Source organism: Candidatus Binatus sp. (genome assembly GCF_036567905.1).
GTDB lineage: Bacteria > Desulfobacterota > Binatia > Binatales > Binataceae > Binatus.
Genome location: NZ_DATCTO010000052.1, coordinates 1 through 20,179 on the forward strand (window position 1 = coordinate 1; position 20,179 = coordinate 20,179).

Here is a 20,179-nt window from a genome sequence, read left to right on the forward strand (position 1 = left end):
GGCGATCGCCGCCGTGGCGGCGGCGGTGGCGGCGGCAGAGAGGGCGGCGGTGGCGGCGGCGGAAATCGCAATCGCTGGTAGCGTTTCGCGTCGCCTATCGCGATTCGACTTGTAGCCAGTGAAAAAGTGAAAAAGTGAAAAGTGAAAAGCGATAAAGTGAAATAGTAGAATTGGCGGCGTGACCGGAGCAAATCGCTCCCGCCGCGCCGCTCTTTTTTCCCCCCGCTCACTCACGCATCGGAACTGGCCGCGAGCCCCTTCCACACGATTGCTCTTCTGCTATCGTTATGCGCCGACAACGGCGCCGGCGCCGAACCCGGAAGAAGAAAACAAGCAACCCTGGATGAATCTGATCGAATGAGAAAAGCAATACTCTCGATTGCGGCGGTCGCCGTCGCGCTCGCGTCCACCCTGGCCATCGCGCCGGGCGCGTCATCCGCCGACACTGCCGACACCGTCCCTTCCGGAACGCTGCGCAACGTCGCCGGCATCGTGACCCACCGCGACGGGCGCGTGGTGCAGGTCGGCACTGCATTTTTCGTCGCCGTGCCGAGCGCGGTCTTCCCCGGTCGCTCGTTCGTTTACCTGGTGACCGCGCACCACAATCTGCTCGACGACGGCGGCAATCCACGCGCCGGGCTCATGCTCACGCTCGAGGACGCCAAGAGCGGTGCGATGCGCGAGGACACGCTGCCGCTTGAAAACCGATGGGTGCTCGATCCGAATGAAGAAAAGGCCGACGTCGCCGCGGTTCCGTTCACTCCCAAAGACGCGAGCATCGCGCCCATCCCGCTTGGCTCTCTGCTCGGCGGCAACGATCCGCTCGCCCGGCCCGAAACTGGCGCGCAGGTGTACTACCTGACCGCTGCGACCGTCGGCGTCAACCAGCATCGCTTCGAGGCGCTCGCTCGCTTCGGCCACGTCTCCGTTGCGGCCCCCGCCGACACCGAAGTTATCGGCGCCGGCTTGCAGCAGCTTTGCTATCTTGACGGCGGTGGAGCGCCGGGATTTTCCAGCGGCGCCCCGGTCTTCGTCAGCGCCGGGCTGCGCTTTGCGCTATGGGGAATGCTCGAGGCCAACACTTCGCTCAACACCGATCCGGTTTTTTCCGGTCTGGCCGGCGTCCTCCCCGCCAGGTACGTTGCCGATACGGTCAAGGCGATGGGTGCGGTGCAGGACAAGGCGCTGCGCGGCGCCAAGCTACCCGAGTGATTTGGGCTCGCGCGATGCGGATTTGATTTGATTCGTACGGCCCATTTCCAGCTATAATGTCGGGCGCTGTCAGTTGAGTAGTTGAATAGTTGGATGCTTGATTTCGCATCGATACGCGGATATCGAAAGTAGTTCCGGCTCGCTGCAAGACAGAACCAGTAAAACACTCCCCGGTAGCTCAGTCGGTAGAGCGGACGGCTGTTAACCGTCATGTCGCTGGTTCGAATCCGGCCCGGGGAGCCAAGTTAGACTGCCGCGCCCGGAGTGTCCGTGGAGATTCTTCGCCGCGGCGGCTCAGAATGACACGAGGGTCGTCTTATTTTTGTGTCATCCCGAGCGAAGTCTGCGAAGCCGAGGGACCCCAGCTCTTTTTCCTATGCCTCGCCCTGACAGGGGAGCTTTGCGTAACTAACGCCGGACGCTAGGGCGCCCGTCGAGATTCTTCGCTACAGCAGCCTTCGCTCAGAATGACAGAAGGGCCTCTTGTCTTTTTGTGTCATCCTGAGCGCAGCGAAGGATCTCGCGCGCCAGCGCGTATTGCTCCAGCACCAACATCCGGTTATGCAAAGCTCTCCTGACAGGGCGAGGCCGCGCCTCCGGCGCGGGTGAGGGTGCCCGCATTCAGCTCAACGCCGTCATCCTCTTTTTTCTGCGTCACTCCAATCCGAAGTCCGTTAACCGCCTGTTGCGCCGCAGCAACAACTTGGATGGCAAAAACAAAACCTGTGTGATAGGCAGGGCTTCGTTGGACCCACGGGCAGTGTGTTGCCCGGATCGAAACAGGGGGGAATATGAAGTCGATTTTGTCGGTCTGCGCGGCACTCTTGCTTGCGAGCTGTCTGGCCGCGTGTTCCGTGTACATGGAAGCGACGCGCCCGACCCCCGTCGATCTGAATGACTATCAGGAGGGCATGTCGCGCGACGCGGTGTTGGAAAAGCTCGGCGCTCCCGACAGCACAGCAGTCGAATCCGATGGAACCAGCTGCGACTTCTACAAACTCTACACTCGGGGATATGGAGCCGGCGGGAAAATTCCAATTGCGGTCGCCGAGGGCGCGGCCGACCTTTTCACTCTCGGCCTGGCCGAAATCATTCTGACTCCGACCGAAGGCGTGACCAAGAATGAAAAACATCCGGTCACTTTCTGCTACAGCGGTCAAAAATTGGTGCGGATAACCGGTGAAGGCCAGCCGAATGTTTCCGCCAGCCCGAACCCGCCGATCACCGCGGCCCCGAGTCCGACTTCCGGTGCGCAGCCAAGCACAACTCCCAGCGCGGCTCCGAGCACTTCTCCCAGCGCCCAAACGACAGTAACTCCCGGGACCGCGCGCGACAACGGAGCGCGGCCTTAATACCGGCCAGCCGTGCCAACGGCCAGGGCTCAGCCCTGCCAGGGATGAACCATTCAGCCTGACGCCGCCGGATTCGGCGTGCTACACATTCGCAATGGTCAACCGCCAGGATGTCCCGTACTCGCCCGGCTCACCCGAAATCGGGCGACACCTGCTCTTGGCCGAAATAATTCTTGACGGAACAAAGCTAGCCATAGAGCGCAGCCGTCCCAAAAGCACAACTGATGGTATAAATAGCGATTTTCGGCTCTACTCGATCAGTCAGAATCGCGCCCAGGTCCTCAGGTTGGTAAACTGAACCAGTGCCGAACCGCATCGTGAACGCCCCCGCCCCGATCCTCCGATTCCTTGGCGCTGCCGGCACGGTCACGGGCAGCAAGTTTCTGCTGACCGCCGGCGATCGCCGCGTGCTGGTCGATTGCGGCCTGTTCCAGGGGCTCAAGCAACTGCGCTTGATGAACTGGCAGCCGCTGCCGGTCGATGCGCGCGGCATCGACGCCGTTGTGCTGACGCATGCGCACCTGGATCACAGCGGTTATGTGCCTGCGCTGGTGCGCGACGGTTTCCGCGCAAAGGTGATTTCGACGCCCGGTACGCACGCCCTGTGCCGCATCCTGCTTCCGGACAGCGGTCATCTTCAGGAAGAAGAGGCCGGTTACGCGAACGCAAAAGGATATTCCAAGCACTCGCCTGCGCTGGCGCTTTACACCGAAAAGGACGCATGGAATTCGCTCGATTGCTTTTCGCCGGCGGAGTTCGACACCAGGGTCGAACTCGGTCCGATAACCGCGCAGTTTCTGCATGCCGGGCATATTCTCGGAGCGGCCCTGGTAAGCATCGAGATAGACTCTCCCCGGCGCCGGAGAATCCTGTTCACCGGCGACCTTGGACGTCCAACTCACCCGATCCTGCGCCCTCCCGCGCCGCCGCCCGCCGCCGACGTGATCGTGATCGAGTCCACCTACGGCGATCGGATTCATGACGATGCGGCGTCGCTTCAGCGTTTCGAAGATGCGATTTCAAGGACGCTCGCGCGCGGCGGGGTCGTCATCATTCCCTCTTTTGCCGTCGATCGAACCGAGGTCATCCTGCATCATCTGGCGCGCCTGCGCGACGCCGGCGCAATCCCGCGCACTCCGACCTTCGTGGACAGCCCGATGGCGCTTGCCGCGCTGAAGCTTTACGAACAGTCCATCGCTCGCGGCAGCTCTGAAATCCGCGCCGACATCGCGCACGAAAAAAGTTTCTTCAACGGCCAGGACCTGACCGAGATCAAAACCGTGGCGGCGTCGATCGAGCTGAACTCGATGCCGGGGCCGATGATCATCATCTCCGCGTCGGGAATGGCGTCGGGCGGCCGCGTCCTCCATCATCTCAAAAGACGGCTTCCCGACCGCCGCAACACGGTGATTCTCGTCGGGTTTCAGGCCGCGGGAACTCGCGGCAGGTCGCTGCTCGACGGCGCTTCGATGGTGAAGATGCTGGGAGACTATGTTCCGGTCGCCGCGGAAATTGTCGATGTGCCCGGCTTCTCCTCGCACGCCGATCAGCGGGAAATCCTCAACTGGCTGAAGCTCGCCACGGTTCGGCCGCAGATCGTTTATATCGTTCACGGCGAGCCGCCCGCATCCGAAGCTCTGCGCGCGCGCATAACCGATGAGCTGGGATGGAACGCCGTGGTACCGCGCAATCTCGAGCAGGTGCGGATAGACTAACCAGGCTGTGACGGACTTTCGCCTCAAGCATCTGCCGCTCGACACGCTGCGCGAGCACGTGGTCGTCATTCACGAGCGCGCCGTCCGAACTGGAAACTTAGGCTTGCACCCGCTCGACCGGGCCCGCGTCTTCGGCATCGATCGCCAAACCGGGATCCAGCGCGAAATCACCGGCGTCCTGAATGTCTGCAGCAATGACCTGCTCGAAGCCGACGAGATCGGACTCTCGGATGAAGCATTTCACGATCTCGGCTTGCCCGATGGCGCCGCAGTAGGCGCAAGTCTCGCGGTCGCGCCGCTGAGCGTGGATTTGGTCCGGGCCAAGCTCAGGGGAAGACACCTTGGACGCAAGGATTTCGACGCGATCCTGACCGACGTCGCGGCACGGCGTTATTCGCGCGTCGAGCTTTCGATGTTCGTGCTCGGGTGCGTCTTTCAGAAGTTTGATTTGTCGGAACTGATTGACTACACGCTCGCGATGATCGCCACGGGCGAGCAGCTCAAGTTCGGCGACTCGGTCGTCGCCGACAAGCACTGCATCGGCGGTGTTCCCGGCAACCGAACCACCATGATCCTGGTCCCGATTCTCGCGCAACTCGGACTCAAAATCCCCAAGACTTCCTCGCGCGCTATCACCAGCCCGGCCGGCACCGGCGACACGATGGCGGTGCTCGCCGATGTCGCCCTATCGCCCCAGCGGCTGTACCGGATTGTCGAGGAAGTCGGCGGATGCATCGCGTGGGGCGGCGCGCTCGAGCTGGCGCCCGCCGACGACATCCTGATCACCGTCGAGCGCCCGATGGAGATCGACACCGAGGCGCAGATGGTCGCCTCGATCCTCGCCAAGAAGAAAACCGCCGGCGCCACCCACGTCGTGATCGACATTCCAGTCGGACCCTCGACCAAGGTCAGAACTGCCGAGCTTGCCGAGCATCTCGCATCGTCGTTCAGGGCCGTGGGCGAGCGGATCGGCCTGCGGCTGGAGACCGTGACCACCCAGGCGCTCGGCCCGATCGGCTATGGCGTCGGACCGCGATTGGAAGCGCTCGACGTCCTTTCGGTCCTCCGATGCGAGCCCGGTGCGCCCGCCGATCTGCGCGAAAAGTCGCTGATGCTCGCCGGTCGTCTGCTGGAAATGACCGGAGCCGAGCCGCCCTCGCGCGGCTATGAGGCGGCGCGCCGCACACTCGATTCTGGCGCCGCGCTCAAAAGATTCGACGCAATCGTGGACGCGCAGGGACGGCGCGAGATGCCTGCGCAAGCGCCTTTGCGCCGAGACGTTGCAGCCGGACAAAGCGGGATGATTGCGCAGATCGACTGCTGGGAAATATCGCGAATAGCAAAACGCGCCGGCGCCCCTTCGAATGCTTGCGCGGGCGTGAAGCTGTACAAGCGCGTCGGCGATACCGTGATGCGGGGCGAGCCGATTTTCGAGATTCACGCCGAAAGCGATGCTCAGCTTCAGGCCGCGCTCGAGTACGCCAATTCCGTGCGGCGCCTGGTCCGCTACGTCGAAGATCCTTAACCGAATTCTCCGCTCTCGTCGCGCCAATCGACATAGGCGCTCTCGGTCAAGGACGTAAATACAGGTTGCGCGATTCTATCGACGCATCCATATCGGGCGTTTCGGCTCGAATGAACACGCGATGAGCAACACTAATGTATCAATTGGTGCTACCACCGACCTGCGTACTCCATAGCATAATTAGGCGCTTGGGCAGTCTGGTTAGCATAGAGTAACTAAATAACATTGGTATAACTATTGCTTAATTTCAATCACTATGATCATTTAAGTCGTGCTGCTGTTTTACTCGCCAAAGATGGGAGGGAAGCAGATGAACAAGTGCGCAGGTAAACTACGGATCGGCGCGTTCGCAATCCTGAGCGCAGTCGCGTTTTTCATTATGGCTGCCGCGGCCCCCACCGTGCCGACGACTATTTCCGTCGCGGATTCGCTTGATTTTCCCAGCTCTCCGGTGGGGGACACGGCCACCAGGAACCTCACGGTCACCAACACCGGCAAGACTAGCCCGCTGATCATCGGCAGCGTCACTTCGTCCGACCCGGCTGAATTCGCCGTGGGGACTTCGACCTGTCCGTCGGGCGGGAGCGGACTTGCGCCGGGCCTCGCCTGCACGATCGCGATCGGCTTCACGCCGCGCCAGGTCGACGCGCGCCGCGCGACGCTAAAGATCTCCGACAACACTGCGACCAGCCCGCAGAGCGTGGCGCTCAGCGGCAACGGCACGATCACGATGGCCGTCTCGCCCACCAGCTACGCATTCCGCGACGTGCAGGTCGGCTCCAAGGCGACCAAGGAGCTCACGGTGCAAAACTTACAGGCCAACCCGGTTTCGCTCAGCGAGGGCTTCGGCGGGGCGAACGCCCGCGAATTCAGCGTCACCGGCGGCACCTGCACCGCGACGCTGGCGGCCAAGTCGGATTGTTCGCTCTTGGTTACGTTTGCTCCGACCGCGGCGGGCACGGAATTGGCGTTCATAACGGTTACCGACGTCCCCGACCCGCTCGGTCCGTACACGGTTTCATTTGGCGCGCTGGTAACGGCAGCGGCAACCCCGGAGCCGACACCGTGATGCGGGCCGCGCCGATCTTCGAGCTTCACGCCGAAAGCGATTCCCAACTCCAGGCCGCGCTCGAACACAGCTACCTCAATTCCGTGCGCCGCGTGGTCCGCTCCGCCGAAGGTCCTTAATCGAGTATGCCGGCGGCATCGAGTCGGCGCATTCTGCGCGGACTCGGGGCTCGCTCATTGCGGAGCGCGTTCGATAGCCCGGAAAGCGCGGCGGTCGTGCACTTCGACGCGCGCCAGGCGCCACAGTCATTGACTGGTGTGTATCCTTAGCCAACACTCGGCTGGTTCGATGATTATGAATAAAATTACCGTTGTACTGCCGCTGTGCTTGATCCTCGCCCTGGCGCTGCTCACAGGACTCGACGGCTCATTCGGTGCCAATGCAACAGCGTCGTCAACTCCCGCTCCGCTGAGCGCCGACAACCTCAACCTGATCTTCGTGGTAAGCGAGGATTTGGCTTACCAAGCTCCCGGGGACCTCAATCCAAGCACGGCAAACCTCACCAATCGCGGTTTGCAGCGGTCGCTCCGGATGGCCACGTTCCTGCGACGGCACGTACTGGGGAGGAAGAATGTAACCGGCATCTATGTGCTCGAACCGATGACCCATTTGCAAACCACCAGCAATTACCCCGATATGGCGGCGCCTGAGACCATTGAGCAGTTCGCCCTTCTGAACCACATCACTCTGTCCAGCGTCCTTCCGCCCGAATACTTTCCGTATACCGGCAACAGCTACCCGCTCAATGCATCCTATGCGTCAGGGTCGGTACCCGCCGGAGTTGCTACGCCGACAGCATACTGCCCGAATTGCCAGGGTCTCGATTTCAACGATCAGGAAGACAACAACGAAACCCTGGTAGCCGGTATCGTCACGGCAGAAGTCCCGGGCTTTTATGTCTTCTCGGCGCCTTGGGAGACCACCAGTGCTCTGATGGCAAATATCAATGAGCACGAAGGTTATAACCTGACTCTTCCGGTGAGCTATGCGGGTCCCAACCATATCTATGCGATCTCGATCGCGCCGTGGGGAAGCGCCAGCCTGGTTACCTTCAACAGCCATCTGAACCCGCGTTCCACCTACCCTAAGCTGCCCTCGCCGAAGCCGGTCAGCACTCCATGCACGGCGCAGGAACCTTTCAGCATCGATACCAGCACCATCGCTGGCGCTGAAATTCCCGCGAACATCAACAAAAGCGAAACCTTTTACATCATTCGGCACGCAGACGCGCATCCGCTGCAATATTGGAGCGACGGTAACTATGTCTGCGCGGGGCAATGGCGTGCGCTGGATCTTCCCAACGCATTGCGCGGCAAAATCAGCCCCCAGCAGGTCTATTCGAGCGACCCCGCTCAGACTAGCCCCGGCACCGAGGGCTTCTCGTGGTCGGGTGTTGCGCCTTCATTGACCGTCGAACCATACGCAATCGCCAATAACCTGCCCTATGGTCTGGCCGCCAGCTTCGATACGAGCTCGGCCTCGGCAACCAGTAATTTTTTCTTCAACGACGGCCAATTCTCCAATCAGACCGTGCTGCTGGCCTGGTCGTACCAATTCATCCAACCGATGGTGAATAATCTGGTCTCGAGCTATTTCCCGCCCGACGCCGCCCCAGCGGTGCCCCTTTGGCCGGGCAACGACTACGACACCGTCTGGAAGGTGAGGCTTGACGCCGAAGGCAACTTGACGGTGAACAACGCGATGTGCGAAGGCATCGACTCCGCGGCGCTGCCGGCCACCTGTCCTCGATTCTGACCGTCTCTCCGGGGCGGCCGCGCCAATCGCGACCGCCGCCTGGACCGCTGCGCCGAAAGTCTTAAAGGGACGCCAGGCGTTTGAGGCTGTCCGATTCGCCGATCACCACCAGCAGATCATCGGCCTCGATCTGCGTATCGGCGCCGGGAATCATCTCGAGTGGTTTGTCGTCGCGCTTCATCGCCACGATCCGAAGCCGCGGATTGGCCCGTTCCACCGCCGCGATCGTCTTTCCGGCCGCCGGACTTTGGCGCGAGATCCTGATCTCTTCCAGATCGACCTCCGACTCGCGGCCGGGCACCGAGAGTTGTAGGAAATCCACCACCGACGGACGGATGATGCTCGCCGCGATTCTCATCCCGGCCCATTGATAGGCCGCGACCACCTGGTCCGCTCCCGCAAGCCGGAGCCGCCGCAGCCCTGCATCCGAGTCGCCGCGGGCGTAAATGAGAATCTTCGGATTTTTCTCGCGCGCCGAAAGCGTGATGTACACGTTGTCCGCATCCGATCCGGTTGCGACGATTATCGCGCGGGCCGAAGCGATTCCGGCTTCTTCGAGCACCGAATCTTCCAGCGCCGATCCCGTAACGTGCAGCGCGCCGGCAACATCCAGCTCTGCTTGCCTGGCGGGGTCAGCCTCGATCACCACCATCGGCACCGCCGTGCGATTTAGCTCTTCGACCACCGCGCCGCCGAAACGACCGAAGCCGCATACGATAACATGCCCCTGGAGACCGTGAATTTTGCGATTCATTGCGCTCTTCCCGAGAAACTCTCTAAGCCGTCCCTCAACGATAAGTTCCCCAATCACCGAGAACAGGTAAATCGCGCTGCCGACACCTGTGACTATCAGCCCAATGGTAAAAAGACGACCGGCCGGGCTGAGCGGTCTTACCTCGCCGAACCCGACCGTCGAGATCGTAATGACGGACATGTAGAAGGCGTCGAGCACCGGCCAGTGCTCGATCAGCATGTACCCGGCGGCGCCGATTACGGTCATCACCGCGAGCAGCGAGAGTGCGAGCGCGAATCTGCGAGTTGGGGTCATCCTGGTGGCGTGCGCGCGATTCTTGGGATCGAATGAGAAGCCGGGAAATCCCGCCAAGAATTACATGTCACACTCCAAATGGGAACGTCTCCGGCACTCCGCGCATCGCCGCGTCACTTTCCGCACAAGCTGCGGACGTAGGCGACCAGACCTTTGATCTCGTTGTCATCATAGGCGTCGGCGAACCCAGCCATCGCCTTGTTGAGATTGGCCGCCGCGCCGCCCTCTTTGACGATCGTGAAGAGGACGTCGTCGCTGACCTTGCCCATCTTCGCGCAATCGGTCAGGTTTGCCACTTTCACCGATAGGTTCGCCGCCTTGGGTCCGTCGCCTTTGCCCGACTGGCCATGGCAGTCCACGCACGAATCCGAAAAATTACTGGTCGCCGCCTTCAGATCGACTTCGGAGGCGCGGGCGGCGGTTGAGATCAATGCCGGCGCTAACATCAGCGCTACTATCGCTGCCAGGGGCATCCGGCTCCAGCCCTTCGATCGAATCTTCGCCGATGAACTTTCTGACATGACCATTCTGCTCCTTCTTTTCTCTAAGGCGTTTCGCTTTGTTACCAAATCATCATGACGGGTTCCCGTTTCCCCAGCACATTAGGCTTCCTTCATCCGCTTCTTTAACCGGGAAATTCCATCGAGGATTATCAGTTACACTCCAAATGGGAACGTTTCCGGGACTCCGCGGGTCGCGGCTGCGGATAGCGGTGACACGGCTTTGGTTTCATCGAACCAGATGTACTCGTCGAATTGCCGCGGCAGCGACGCCTGGAAATAGTGACTCTCCAATTCCGATTGCGGCCGATAGATCACCCCGATAGCCCGCTCAAGACGCGCCGGCGCGAGTTCATCGCGCAGCGCCTGGCGCCGGGGCGCCCGCAGAGCAACCGCGCATGCCGCGACCCCTGATTCGTGAAACAGCCGTTCGTAACTTCGTTCGTGCGCAGGCCGCACCCGCTTTATCTCCATCGGGCCGTCCCATTCCGATGCTGCCGCGACGGTCCCGCGATCGGTTCCGAATCCGACCAGGTACGCTGCGCCGCCGAACCGATTTCGGGACAACTGCCCCACATTGTGTTCCCCGCGCGTACCCATCTCCGTAGCGGACGCATCGCCCACATGCGAGTTGTGCGCCCATACAATCGCTTTGCTGCCGACGCCCTGAAATTCGAGCAGCCGCTCGAGCGTGTCGAACATGTGCTGGTCGCGCAGGTTCCACGACTCGACGGAGCCGTAGTACATGACGCGGTAGTATTGCTCGGCGGCGGCAATCAGGCGCGCATTCTGGATCGCGTCGAAGAATCGATCGCCGTCGCGCTCTGAATACTCGATTCGACGCTTCAGCAGATCGCCCAGCATCTCAACTATCGGCTGTTCGCAAATGCGATATGGATCGCCCAGCGCGGCGCGTCCGTACACGGCGGGATCGCTCTCCCACGGCGTCAGGCAGCCGTATCGCTGCCGGGCGACCGCCGCCATCGCCGGATCGACGCCGCTCAAGTATTCGATGACCGCGTGAATCGAAGTGAACAGACTGTACAGATCGAGTCCGTAGAAGCTGGCGCGCAGCTCCGGCGCGCGAATCTCCGCGTTGTAGGCGCGCAACCATTCGACCAATTCCAAAGTCTCGCGATTACGCCACATCCAGGTCGGGAAGCGCGTGAACGCGTTCCATTGCTGCTGTCGCGCGGGCGCGTGATGCACGTATTGGTTGATTCGCGCGGCGTCGGGCCAATCGGCCTCGACCGCCACCATTCTAAATCCGCGCCGCAAAATAAGCTCGCGAGTGATCCGCGCGCGCATCTGGTAGAACTCCGAAGTGCCGTGCGTCGCTTCTCCGAGCAGCACAACGCGCGCATCGCCAATTCGCTCCAGGATTGGCGAGAGATCGACTTCACCGATGTCGCCTATCGGCTCGGCAACCTCGCGTATGAGTGTCGCCACCGACTGCGGCCTGCTCGCGCGCGCCGCAGTCCGTCCTGATTCGTCTGCCCATCCTTGCGCGCCAATCAGGGGAACGAACTGCACGTCACCAAGGTTTTCTTCCTCGTACTGGTCCTCCCTGACCCGCGTGACTCGTATCAGTTGTTGAGCCCGAGAAGACGACGACCCGACCGGAATTACCAGCCGCCCACCAACTCGGAGCTGCTCGAGCAGCGGCTTTGGAATCTGGGGACCACCCGCCGTCACGATAATGACATCGTAGGGTGCATGTTCCGGCCATCCCAGGGTGCCGTCGGCGGTGAGAACATGGATGTTGTCGTAGTGCAGTTGCGCGAAGCGCCGCCGCGCAATCGTCGCGAGTTCCTCATGACGCTCTACCGTGTAGACGCTGTCCATGATCCGCGAAAGCACGGCTGCGGCGTAGCCCGACCCGGTGCCGATTTCGAGCGCCTTTTCATGCGGCTTTGCCTCGACGCATTCGATCATCAGCGCGACGATGTACGGCTGCGAGATCGTCTGCCCCGCCTCGATCGGCAGCGGAGTATCCTGGTACGCAAACTCGGCGAGCCGGCTCGGCAGGAATGCCTCACGAGGAACCGCTCCCATCGCATGCAGCACCGCCGCATCCTCGATACCGCGCGATGCGATCTGAGTGGTAACCATCCGCTGCCGCTCGATGGATAAATCCTGCATCGGTGTCGCTCCGTTGAACCGTTTGCCATTGAAGGAAGCAATCGCGATGCCGTCTCTTCGCCGCCGGTCGCGAAGCCGAGGCTTCTGCCCACACGGTTTTCAGCTATCTACATCCATTTCCCGCTTTACCGTGCTCCCTTCGGAGACACCCGCTGACCGTTCGCTGGCTCCTTTCATCACAATCGAGTCCGCCAACTGACCTGATTCCGAGCCTGTAGCGGAGTATGCTCTAAGTACGGCAACGCGCTGAGGGCAGATTAACAGAGATGGCGGCGGTTTTTTCGAGAATACTGTGCCCGATTGACTTCGAGCGTGACTCGATGGACGCGCTCGAACTCGCCTGCGGGCTGGCGAAGCAGAACTCCGCTACAGTTTACCTGCTGACCGTGATCGGCGCGCCGCCCGCTGCCGCCACCGCACTGCCGCCGGTCGCGCTGAACCCCAACCCTGAATTTGAAGCAGAATGTATCCGCCGGTTGGAAGTAATTGCGCGGGAAAAACTGGCGGGGGTCCCACATGAGATTTTCGTCGCAAGCGGGAACGCGGCGCCGGAGATTCTCAAGCTCACTGCTGCACAAGGCATCGACCTGATCGTGATGGGCACGCACGGCCGCACTGGCCTGAAGCACTTCCTGCTGGGCAGCGTCGCGGAGCGCGTCGTTCGCGAATCGCCGGTCCCGGTCTTGACGATTCATCCCAAGACCGCCGGGTAAAGGAGTTCTCCCATGTCTTTGCCCTATCGCAAGATTCTGTGCCCGGTGGATTTCGACGACAACTCGATCGCGGCGCTCGAGGCGGCGGCGGAACTCGCGCGACATTTCGACGCCACCGTTTATGTTCTGCACACCATAATGTTAGTCATCGCGCCTACTTCGATGCCCGTGTACCTGGATCTCTACAAGGCGCAGGAGGACGCGGCGCGCAACAACCTGCTGGAACTCGCGCGCAAGCATCTGGCGGGAATCAAATACGAGATCATGGTTAATATGGGCGAACCTGCGGCATCGATTCTCAAGGCAGAGCGCGGCATCGGTGCGGATCTGCTCGTCATGTCCACGCATGGTCGCCGCGGCGTGTCGCGCTTCTTCCTCGGCAGCGTGGCCGAACTCGTACTGCGCGAAGCTCGATGTCCTGTGCTGACTGTTCGTCAAAACGCACCTCGGAAAGATCTTGTCGGCGTCTGGATGACGGCCAATCCTGTCACCGGGCAACTCGACGAGAAGCTTTCGACGATTCATGCAAAGATGCTCGAGGGCGGCTTCCGAAACATCCCGCTGCTTCAGGACGGTCGCGTCGTCGCGATGCTTACCGAAGGCGACATCCGCTCGTTTGTGGGACATTTCGACGACACGCCCGCCAAACGAGCGATTACCCAGGCGCTTGTGACGGTAGGACCTCAGACGCCCATCCGCGAAGCCGCGCGTATTATGCGCGAGCGGAAAATCGATGGATTACCGGTCGTCGAGGACGGCCGCCTGGTCGGAATTATCACGACCAGCGATGCGCTCGCAGCGACAACCAGCGACGAATGAGTCCAGGCTGCGAAGCTGACCGCCGCCAGGCGGGCAGCCATCCGGCTAGCCCCTATCTCTCAAGCGGCCTTTCGAACGCGCGCGGTTGCATGCGCTGTCAGAACTGGTATCGGTGATTCTCGCACCACCCGCTCGGCGACACTGCCGAGCACCAGGTGACTCAATCCCTTGCGGCCGTGCGTGCCCATCACGATCAAGTCGGCATCGAGATCGCGCGCGGTCTCGAGCACTTGCTCGGCCGGATCGCCGCTGGTCACCAGCGTTTTGCAGCGCACCGCGGCGGGAATCCGTTGCTGCGCGAGCTTTTCCAGCTGCTCGCGTTTGTCCTTTTCAACAATTGGGTAAGCATCCATTGGCACTGGCTGGAAGCCGGCCGCGCCGGCCGGCATCGGCGCGACATTGAGCAAGTACAGCGCGGCGTCGTTCTGCTGCACTATTTTCAGGGCGACATCGAGAGCCGCCAACGAGTGCTCCGAAAAATCAATCGGACACAGGACCCTCCGAAATAGCCGAGTCATCGCTGTCTCCTCTGTTTCGCGCTAATTCGTCAGACTGTGTTACTCGTCCACCGACTCCTTAAGCTCTTCGGGCGGCGTCCAGACATGACGCGATGGCTCGTCGACCTCTCCCTCGCCGGGGCGTCTGCGCTCGTTGCGCTGCTTCTGGCAATCGATGCAATAGGCGGCGAACGGCACGGCCTTCAGCCGCTCGATCGGGATATCCTCTTTGCATTTCTCGCAGATTCCATAACGGCCGCGTTCGAGCCGGCTAAGCGCGGCGTCTATGGCCTTCAGCTGAAATTCGTATCGCTCGATTAGACCGGCGTCGGTCTCGATGTCTTCGAGCGAACGGGCCACGTCCAGGTCGTCGGCCGGCAGTTCCACCGCGTCGTCTTGCTCCTCCTTGCGCAGCACCCGTACTCGAGCGAGCGCTGCCTGGCGTGCGCGCGCAAGCAGCTTGCTCAGATCCTTTAGTCGTGCAGCCGCCTGGTTTGGCCGTGAGGTCTTGGTTTTCCCACCGGTCTTGGATTTCATACAGATTCTCCGCGAGCTGCTGGTGAATTGTCGTCCACAGAAGAGCGAAGCAATTCACGGACCCATAATCAAGCAATCGAGCCGAAGGAACTTGTCCGATGTATCGAATCGCGTGGCGCGATCGGATACACGATGCTGGCTGCCGTCGTCACGCTAAAACCGATTATGTCGCTAAGGCGGCGCAAAGCGCCAATCAGGCGATCCAACGCCGGGGTTTTGCCATCGCACGGAAGGCGCTAGATTCCTTTTGGATTGCCTGTGAAGCTTTGACGCTGGAGAACTCAGCATGAAAGATCTGAAAGTTCGCGACGTGATGTCAGCGGATCCCACCACGCTTAAACGCAACGACCAACTCACCCTGGCTGACGACATCATGCGCTTGGGACGGATTCGCCATTTGCCCGTTGTCGATGATGACGATCAGCGCCTCGTCGGCATTGTGAGCCAGCGCGATCTTTTTCGCGATGCGCTCGCGCAGGCGCTTGGCTATGGCAAGCACGCGCAGCGCAAGATCCTGGAAACTCTCTCTGTCAAGGACGTGATGACCACCGATGTAGTCACCGCCGGCCCGGATATGCATCTGATCGAGGCCGCGCGACTTTTGACCGAGCGGAAGATCGGCTGCCTTCCGGTTGTCGAAAATGGGCGCCTGGTCGGCATCCTGACCGAGGGGGACTTTGTCGCCCTGATCGCGCGCCGCGGCAATTAGCATCGCAGCGCACCAACGAAAAACGAAAAACGAAAAACGGGAAATGAATTACCGCCGGCCCGGCGCTTAGCCTCGACCGTCCGGGACAGCGACAGCTATTCTCGGCGGGCACTCGCAGGCGCCCGACGGAAGAAAAATGAGCAATCAGCCTGACGCGAACTCGGCCGCCGACGACGCTGGAGCTGCGCGCGGCCTCGGTGACCAGGACGCCGCGCTGAAAAATCGCCGGCTGACCCATTCGATCGCGCGCGTGCTCGGCTTCGAAGGCTTCACCTCGGCGATCAACGGCATCGGCGCACCCTGGATCGCGAAGAGCTTTCACCTTGGCGAGTCGGGAATCGCGGGCCTGTTCGCATGGATTTCGCTCTCGGCGATTGGCGCACTGGGACTGTCGCGGATGATCGATCGGATAGGGCGCCGCCGGATGCTGCTGGTATGCATGGCCGGCACGTCGGTTAGCGCGCTCGCCGCCGCCCTCTCGACCAACATCGCGGCCTTCGCGCTGTGCGAGATCGCGCTCTACGCCTTCATCGGCGCCACGATCGCCGACGGTATCGTGATCCTGGCCGAGGAACTCGCGATCGAGGAGCGCGCGCGGGGGCAAAGCTGGGGCGGGCTGGGGATTGGTCTCGGTGGCGGGCTGTGCCTGATCGTGATGCCGATGGTGGCGAGTCATCACTCGTGGCGATGGATGCTGGTGCTGGCGTCGGCGATGGGAATCGCCGCGCTGTGGATGGCCGCCCGCGTCATCCCGGAGAGCGGCCGCTGGCAACGCGCCGCCGCGGCCGGCACGACTTCGGCCAGCAGCTTTTACGACGCGTTCGGACGGCTCTATCGACGCCGCGCGATCACGATTCTGGTCTGCTCGTTGCTGGCCAACATCGCGGGGGTCGCGGGCAGCAGTTGGGCGTACTTCCACCTGGTCTCCGTCGTGAAGTTGGCGCCGGGCGCCGCCAGCGTCCTGATGCTGGTCGGAGGCGGCGTGGGGATGCTCGGCTTTCCGCTCGCCGCGCGAAACTGCGAGCGTTACGGCCGCATCCCCACCATCGTCGTTGCGGCCCTGATGACCAGTCTCGGCGCGTTCACCTTCTATTGGGGTCCGCCGGCGCACTTGAACCTTCGCTGGCTATGGATCGGGGTCACCTATTGCTGTTTCACCGCTGGCCTGAGCGCGGGGCAGGTGGGCGGCAATTCCCTGGCCACCGAACTGTTCCCCACTGCGATCCGAGGCGCGATGATGGGATGGTTCGCGCTCGTCGGCGCGGTCGCCGCGGTCTCCGCCCAGACCCTGATCGCGCTGCTCGCCGCGCGGCTTGGCGGTCTGTCGATCGTGGTCGGATACTTAAGCCTGCTAGCGATACCAAACGCGATCATCGTCGCACTCTTCCTGCCCGAAACGCGCGGCCTCTCGCTCGAAGCCGCCGCGATGGAAGAGGCGTTCGAGAAGCCGCGCTAGGGTCCTGGGACAGCGCAGACGGCGCGCGCCACGGCGCTATGAAGCCGCTGCGAAGATGATCTGATAGTCCTAGATACTCGATCCCCTGACTGAGACGTCGGGAATCGGCGCGCCGCTCACCTTCAACTGTTGGGAGGTGAACTTGGCGATCTCTCCGTCGGAGTAGTTCATAACCACCAGATTGCCGCTGGTGTCGAATACCGCTCCCCATGGTGCGTCAAAGATGGCACTGTCTAAGGTCACCGCCGGAGTGGGTTTGCCGGAGCTGGTCAGTTGATCCTTGGTAAACTCGACGACCGTGTTCGCGTCTTCGTTGGGGACCCAAAGGTTGCCCCTTTGATCGAACGCGATCTGTCCCGGGCTGCAGAGGTTGGTGCAGCCGCCGTCGTCGGACAACAAGACATTGGCCGACTTGGTGCCGCTGCTCGTCAGTTCACCGGCTGTGAATTCGGCGATCTGATCGCCGTTCTTGCTGTCTATCCACGCATTCCCGGCTTTATCGAATGTCACAAAGCTTGGACCAACCAGATCGGAGGAAGCGATGACTATGCGGGGCGTTACATTTCCGCTGCCCGCCTCGAGTTGTGCTTGTGAAAGCTCATCGATCGAGCCCTTCTCGGCGTCTGCCACCCACAGGTTACCCTCATGGTCGAAGCTGCAGCCATAGAGATGTCTGAACATATACGTACTTTTGATGATCACCCCGGGCGCCGGGTTCGGATCGCGACCCAGGTTCTTGAGTTGCGCGGGCGTGAATCGCACCACCGTGTCGCCGCCGACAACAGCCCAAAGGTTATGAGAGTCGTCAAAGGCAATGCCCGTCGCGGCGTCAAACGTGCTCAGATGAATTGGCGTTGGCGTTCCGCTCTGGGCGAGTTGTCCTGGTGTGTATGACTCGATGCCGCCGCCTAAGCCGCTAGTGACCGACACCCACAGGTTCGCGCACCATGCGTGCGACGGCGCGGCGCAAGTCAGCATCAGGAGCGCAACGGCCGCGGCCAAGCGGCGCCCGCGAAAAATATTGATGTTCATCTTCACTCCCCCAGCCGAACTGCCGGGCGCAATGGGCGCGGCAGTTCTAGGCAAATAATTCACTTGCGGCGCTTAGCCGCAGTTCCCCATCGGCCTGTTTACTTTGACAAGCAACTCTTAGGCCAAAACATCGTCCCAAGGTAAGTGTTAGCCCGATTTTGCCGATGGCATCGCAGTCCACACTGTCGTGCACACCCTCGGGAGCTTGGGCCTTGTTGACTTTTTGCCTTGTCTGCCGGTCCGCAGGGCAGCGCGCACAAACCGAGTATCTTCGATGAGGACGGCCGTGGCAGGCGGATGATCTCGTCAAATCGGGAAAACCAAAGCAGGGATTAATCTCGCCAATCGGCGGGACGTCACTGGCGTGCAAAAAGTGGCGTGCGTGCCACTCGATTCGCTTGGACTAGCGGGTGGTGAAAAAGTTGGTCTCGTTTGTTCTCCGCGGGCAGATCCAGTCCGCGGCCGTCGGGTTTCTCGTTTGCTAAAAGACCGTACTTTTCGATCTTCGCGTAAAGCTTCTTGTGGGAGATTCGAAGCAGATCACCGGCGCATCAAGCTGCCTCTACATTTTCTATAGGCTCTTTTTGTGAGGTGGAGCGCGATGTGATCAGATGTGATCGCAAAATGTGATCAGATGTGATCATAGAAGGTGGCACTGTTGTGGTTCACCGTCTTGAAGTTGGGCCTTATTCACTTCTTGTTTTGTATGCGGCCGCTGAGCAACGCCGCTGGCTGAGGTTGACGTACTTTTGATGGGGCGATTGCGCTGGTTCCGAAGGAGACATCCGGGGGAAACTGTATCCTTTCGTTCCCCGGGCAACCTCTAAAGCGGGCGGTATCTTTGGCATATTTGCTGCAATGATTGAGCAGAACTGCCTGAACAATGTTTTTTCATGAACACCAGGCAGAGAACATGCCGCAAAAGGTGAAAACGGAGACTTCGGAGCAAACTCGTCTCTCTCCCGCCGTGCTGCTCCTCTCTGATGACGAGGCGTTGGCGAAGCTCGCACTGGGAATCGTCAAGCGTCCCTGGAAGCTGGTTCGCCACACAGCCGACAAATACGTGGGTCGCGAGGTGTTCGCTCAGCCAAATGTGCGGCTGGTTATCGTCGACGATCAGGCAGTCGAAGAAAATGATCGTGGCTGGCTGCTCGAGCAGATTCGCAAGCACTTCTCCGGGCCCCCTTTGCTCTACGTCGCCGGCAGCCAGAGCGATGCCAACGAGAAACGGGCGCGCACCAAAGGCGCCCACTACTACGTTTCGAAGCCACTGTCGATCGAACGATTCGGACACGTGCTGCAATCATTTTTGCAGGCGCAGCAAGTCGAAGGACAATCCGCGCATTCAGCGGCGGAGAAATCCGGGATCAACGCGGGAGAATCGAGCGCCGGGAACCCAACGCACAGCGACCCGGGGATCCGTTGTCTCTCCGAAGAACTCAATCGCGAAGGCTCCCAGCTAAGATCGCGCCTGCTCGATGCGGCACTGGCGGGATTGCGCCTCGCGCGCAATCCAGAGTCGCCCGAGCTCAGGCGTGATGCTGCCCAGATTTGGGCCGCGATACAGCCAACGCTATCCCATCACCTCGACGCCCAAGACAGCCAGTTACTTCCGTGGCTGGTGCAGCAAGGCCGTCTCTCGTCAGAAGCCGGGCGCAAGGTCCGCGCCTTCCACGACCGGCTGCGAACGCTCATCGGCGCAATCGTCGACACCGGCGCCGATCGTCTCACTGAAGCTCAGGCGCGTGACGCCGGACAAGCGTTGAGCGGACTCGCGGTCAACTTGGACGACGCAATCGACAACGAGGAGTGCAGGCTCTTCCCGACGATTCAGAAGGCGCTCTTCGGAATCGACCGTCGCGGTTGAAATCGAATTGTAGTCCAAGTTCGCCGCTGCCAATCCCGGCGCCTCACCGGTGCGTTCCATCGTCGCGCGGTCCGTCGGCAGCTGCCGATCGTTATCGACCCGATGAAATAATCTGCTAAGTTATCCCGCAACTATGATCGATCGCGCGATTAAGCGACTGTTAGGCGTCGCGGTGCTGGCGGCAGCCGCCGGGTTGTTTGGGTGCGCGTCATCCACGGCCGATCAAGACGC

The 20,179-nt window shown here is 61.1% G+C and carries 18 protein-coding genes and 1 tRNA gene; 13 read left to right on the plus strand and 6 right to left on the minus strand.

Going from position 1 to position 20,179, the window contains the following annotated elements:
* The first annotated feature begins 357 nt into the window (after positions 1–357).
* The 8 genes from VIO10_RS08420 to VIO10_RS08455 all read left to right on the plus strand — a co-directional run bounded on the left by VIO10_RS08420 (position 358) and on the right by VIO10_RS08455 (position 8,628).
* Entirely contained in the window at positions 358–1,212 is an 855-nt protein-coding gene (locus VIO10_RS08420; protein WP_331962248.1) for a hypothetical protein, read from the plus strand.
* Between the two features lie 167 nt (positions 1,213–1,379).
* A tRNA-Asn gene (locus VIO10_RS08425) sits at positions 1,380–1,455 on the plus strand.
* Positions 1,456–2,003: 548 nt separating this feature from the next.
* Positions 2,004–2,564 (plus strand): hypothetical protein, encoded by a 561-nt coding sequence (locus tag VIO10_RS08430; protein ID WP_331962251.1) that lies wholly within the window; start codon positions 2,004–2,006, stop codon positions 2,562–2,564.
* Between the two features lie 302 nt (positions 2,565–2,866).
* Positions 2,867–4,279 carry an MBL fold metallo-hydrolase gene (locus tag VIO10_RS08435; protein ID WP_331962254.1) on the plus strand — a complete coding sequence of 471 codons (1,413 nt, stop codon included), beginning with the start codon at positions 2,867–2,869 and terminating at the stop codon, positions 4,277–4,279.
* 7 nt (positions 4,280–4,286) lie between these two features.
* Entirely contained in the window at positions 4,287–5,804 is a 1,518-nt protein-coding gene (locus tag VIO10_RS08440; RefSeq protein ID WP_331962257.1) for a thymidine phosphorylase family protein, read from the plus strand.
* 310 nt (positions 5,805–6,114) lie between these two features.
* The gene (locus VIO10_RS08445; RefSeq protein ID WP_331962259.1) at positions 6,115–6,873 is read left to right on the plus strand and encodes a choice-of-anchor D domain-containing protein; all 759 of its coding nucleotides are present in this window, start codon (positions 6,115–6,117) and stop codon (positions 6,871–6,873) included.
* Entirely contained in the window at positions 6,870–6,992 is a 123-nt protein-coding gene (locus VIO10_RS08450) for a hypothetical protein (protein ID WP_331962266.1), read from the plus strand. The genes VIO10_RS08445 and VIO10_RS08450 overlap by 4 nt, the downstream gene beginning before the upstream one ends.
* 175 nt (positions 6,993–7,167) lie before the next feature.
* Entirely contained in the window at positions 7,168–8,628 is a 1,461-nt protein-coding gene (locus VIO10_RS08455) for a hypothetical protein (protein ID WP_331962269.1), read from the plus strand.
* A 61-nt stretch (positions 8,629–8,689) separates the two neighbouring features.
* Here the strand turns inward: VIO10_RS08455 and VIO10_RS08460 are convergent, their stop codons facing one another.
* The 3 genes from VIO10_RS08460 to VIO10_RS08470 all read right to left on the minus strand — a co-directional run bounded on the left by VIO10_RS08460 (position 8,690) and on the right by VIO10_RS08470 (position 12,318).
* A complete protein-coding gene (locus VIO10_RS08460; RefSeq protein ID WP_331962272.1) occupies positions 8,690–9,733 on the minus strand; it encodes a potassium channel protein in 1,044 nt (347 codons plus the stop codon).
* A 56-nt stretch (positions 9,734–9,789) separates the two neighbouring features.
* Positions 9,790–10,197, minus strand: coding sequence for a c-type cytochrome (locus VIO10_RS08465; RefSeq protein WP_331962275.1), 408 nt, complete (start codon positions 10,195–10,197; stop codon positions 9,790–9,792).
* Positions 10,198–10,332: 135 nt separating this feature from the next.
* Positions 10,333–12,318 (minus strand): protein-L-isoaspartate(D-aspartate) O-methyltransferase, encoded by a 1,986-nt coding sequence (locus tag VIO10_RS08470; RefSeq protein WP_331962277.1) that lies wholly within the window; start codon positions 12,316–12,318, stop codon positions 10,333–10,335.
* A gap of 266 nt (positions 12,319–12,584) precedes the next feature.
* Between VIO10_RS08470 and VIO10_RS08475 the strand changes: the two genes are divergently transcribed.
* Positions 12,585–13,031 (plus strand): universal stress protein, encoded by a 447-nt coding sequence (locus VIO10_RS08475; RefSeq protein ID WP_331962279.1) that lies wholly within the window; start codon positions 12,585–12,587, stop codon positions 13,029–13,031.
* A gap of 12 nt (positions 13,032–13,043) precedes the next feature.
* Entirely contained in the window at positions 13,044–13,850 is an 807-nt protein-coding gene (locus VIO10_RS08480; protein WP_331962282.1) for a universal stress protein, read from the plus strand.
* Between the two features lie 59 nt (positions 13,851–13,909).
* On the opposite strand, the gene VIO10_RS08485 is transcribed toward VIO10_RS08480, so the two are convergent.
* Both VIO10_RS08485 and VIO10_RS08490 read right to left on the minus strand, forming a co-directional pair.
* A complete protein-coding gene (locus VIO10_RS08485) occupies positions 13,910–14,368 on the minus strand; it encodes a universal stress protein (RefSeq protein WP_331962285.1) in 459 nt (152 codons plus the stop codon).
* 39 nt (positions 14,369–14,407) lie between these two features.
* On the minus strand, positions 14,408–14,884 hold the full coding sequence (locus VIO10_RS08490; protein ID WP_331962288.1) for a TraR/DksA family transcriptional regulator: 477 nt from the start codon (positions 14,882–14,884) through the stop codon (positions 14,408–14,410).
* Positions 14,885–15,170: 286 nt separating this feature from the next.
* Between VIO10_RS08490 and VIO10_RS08495 the strand changes: the two genes are divergently transcribed.
* Both VIO10_RS08495 and VIO10_RS08500 read left to right on the plus strand, forming a co-directional pair.
* Positions 15,171–15,593, plus strand: a complete 423-nt coding sequence (locus VIO10_RS08495; RefSeq protein ID WP_331962291.1) for a CBS domain-containing protein — start codon at positions 15,171–15,173, stop codon at positions 15,591–15,593.
* A 136-nt stretch (positions 15,594–15,729) separates the two neighbouring features.
* Complete coding sequence (locus VIO10_RS08500; protein WP_331962294.1) at positions 15,730–17,049, plus strand: MFS transporter; 1,320 nt, start codon at positions 15,730–15,732, stop codon at positions 17,047–17,049.
* Positions 17,050–17,118: 69 nt separating this feature from the next.
* On the opposite strand, the gene VIO10_RS08505 is transcribed toward VIO10_RS08500, so the two are convergent.
* Positions 17,119–18,081, minus strand: coding sequence for a hypothetical protein (locus VIO10_RS08505; protein ID WP_331962297.1), 963 nt, complete (start codon positions 18,079–18,081; stop codon positions 17,119–17,121).
* A 994-nt stretch (positions 18,082–19,075) separates the two neighbouring features.
* Here VIO10_RS08505 and VIO10_RS08510 point away from each other — a divergent pair.
* Positions 19,076–19,948, plus strand: coding sequence for a hemerythrin domain-containing protein (locus tag VIO10_RS08510; RefSeq protein ID WP_331962300.1), 873 nt, complete (start codon positions 19,076–19,078; stop codon positions 19,946–19,948).
* The last annotated feature ends 231 nt before the right edge of the window (positions 19,949–20,179 follow it).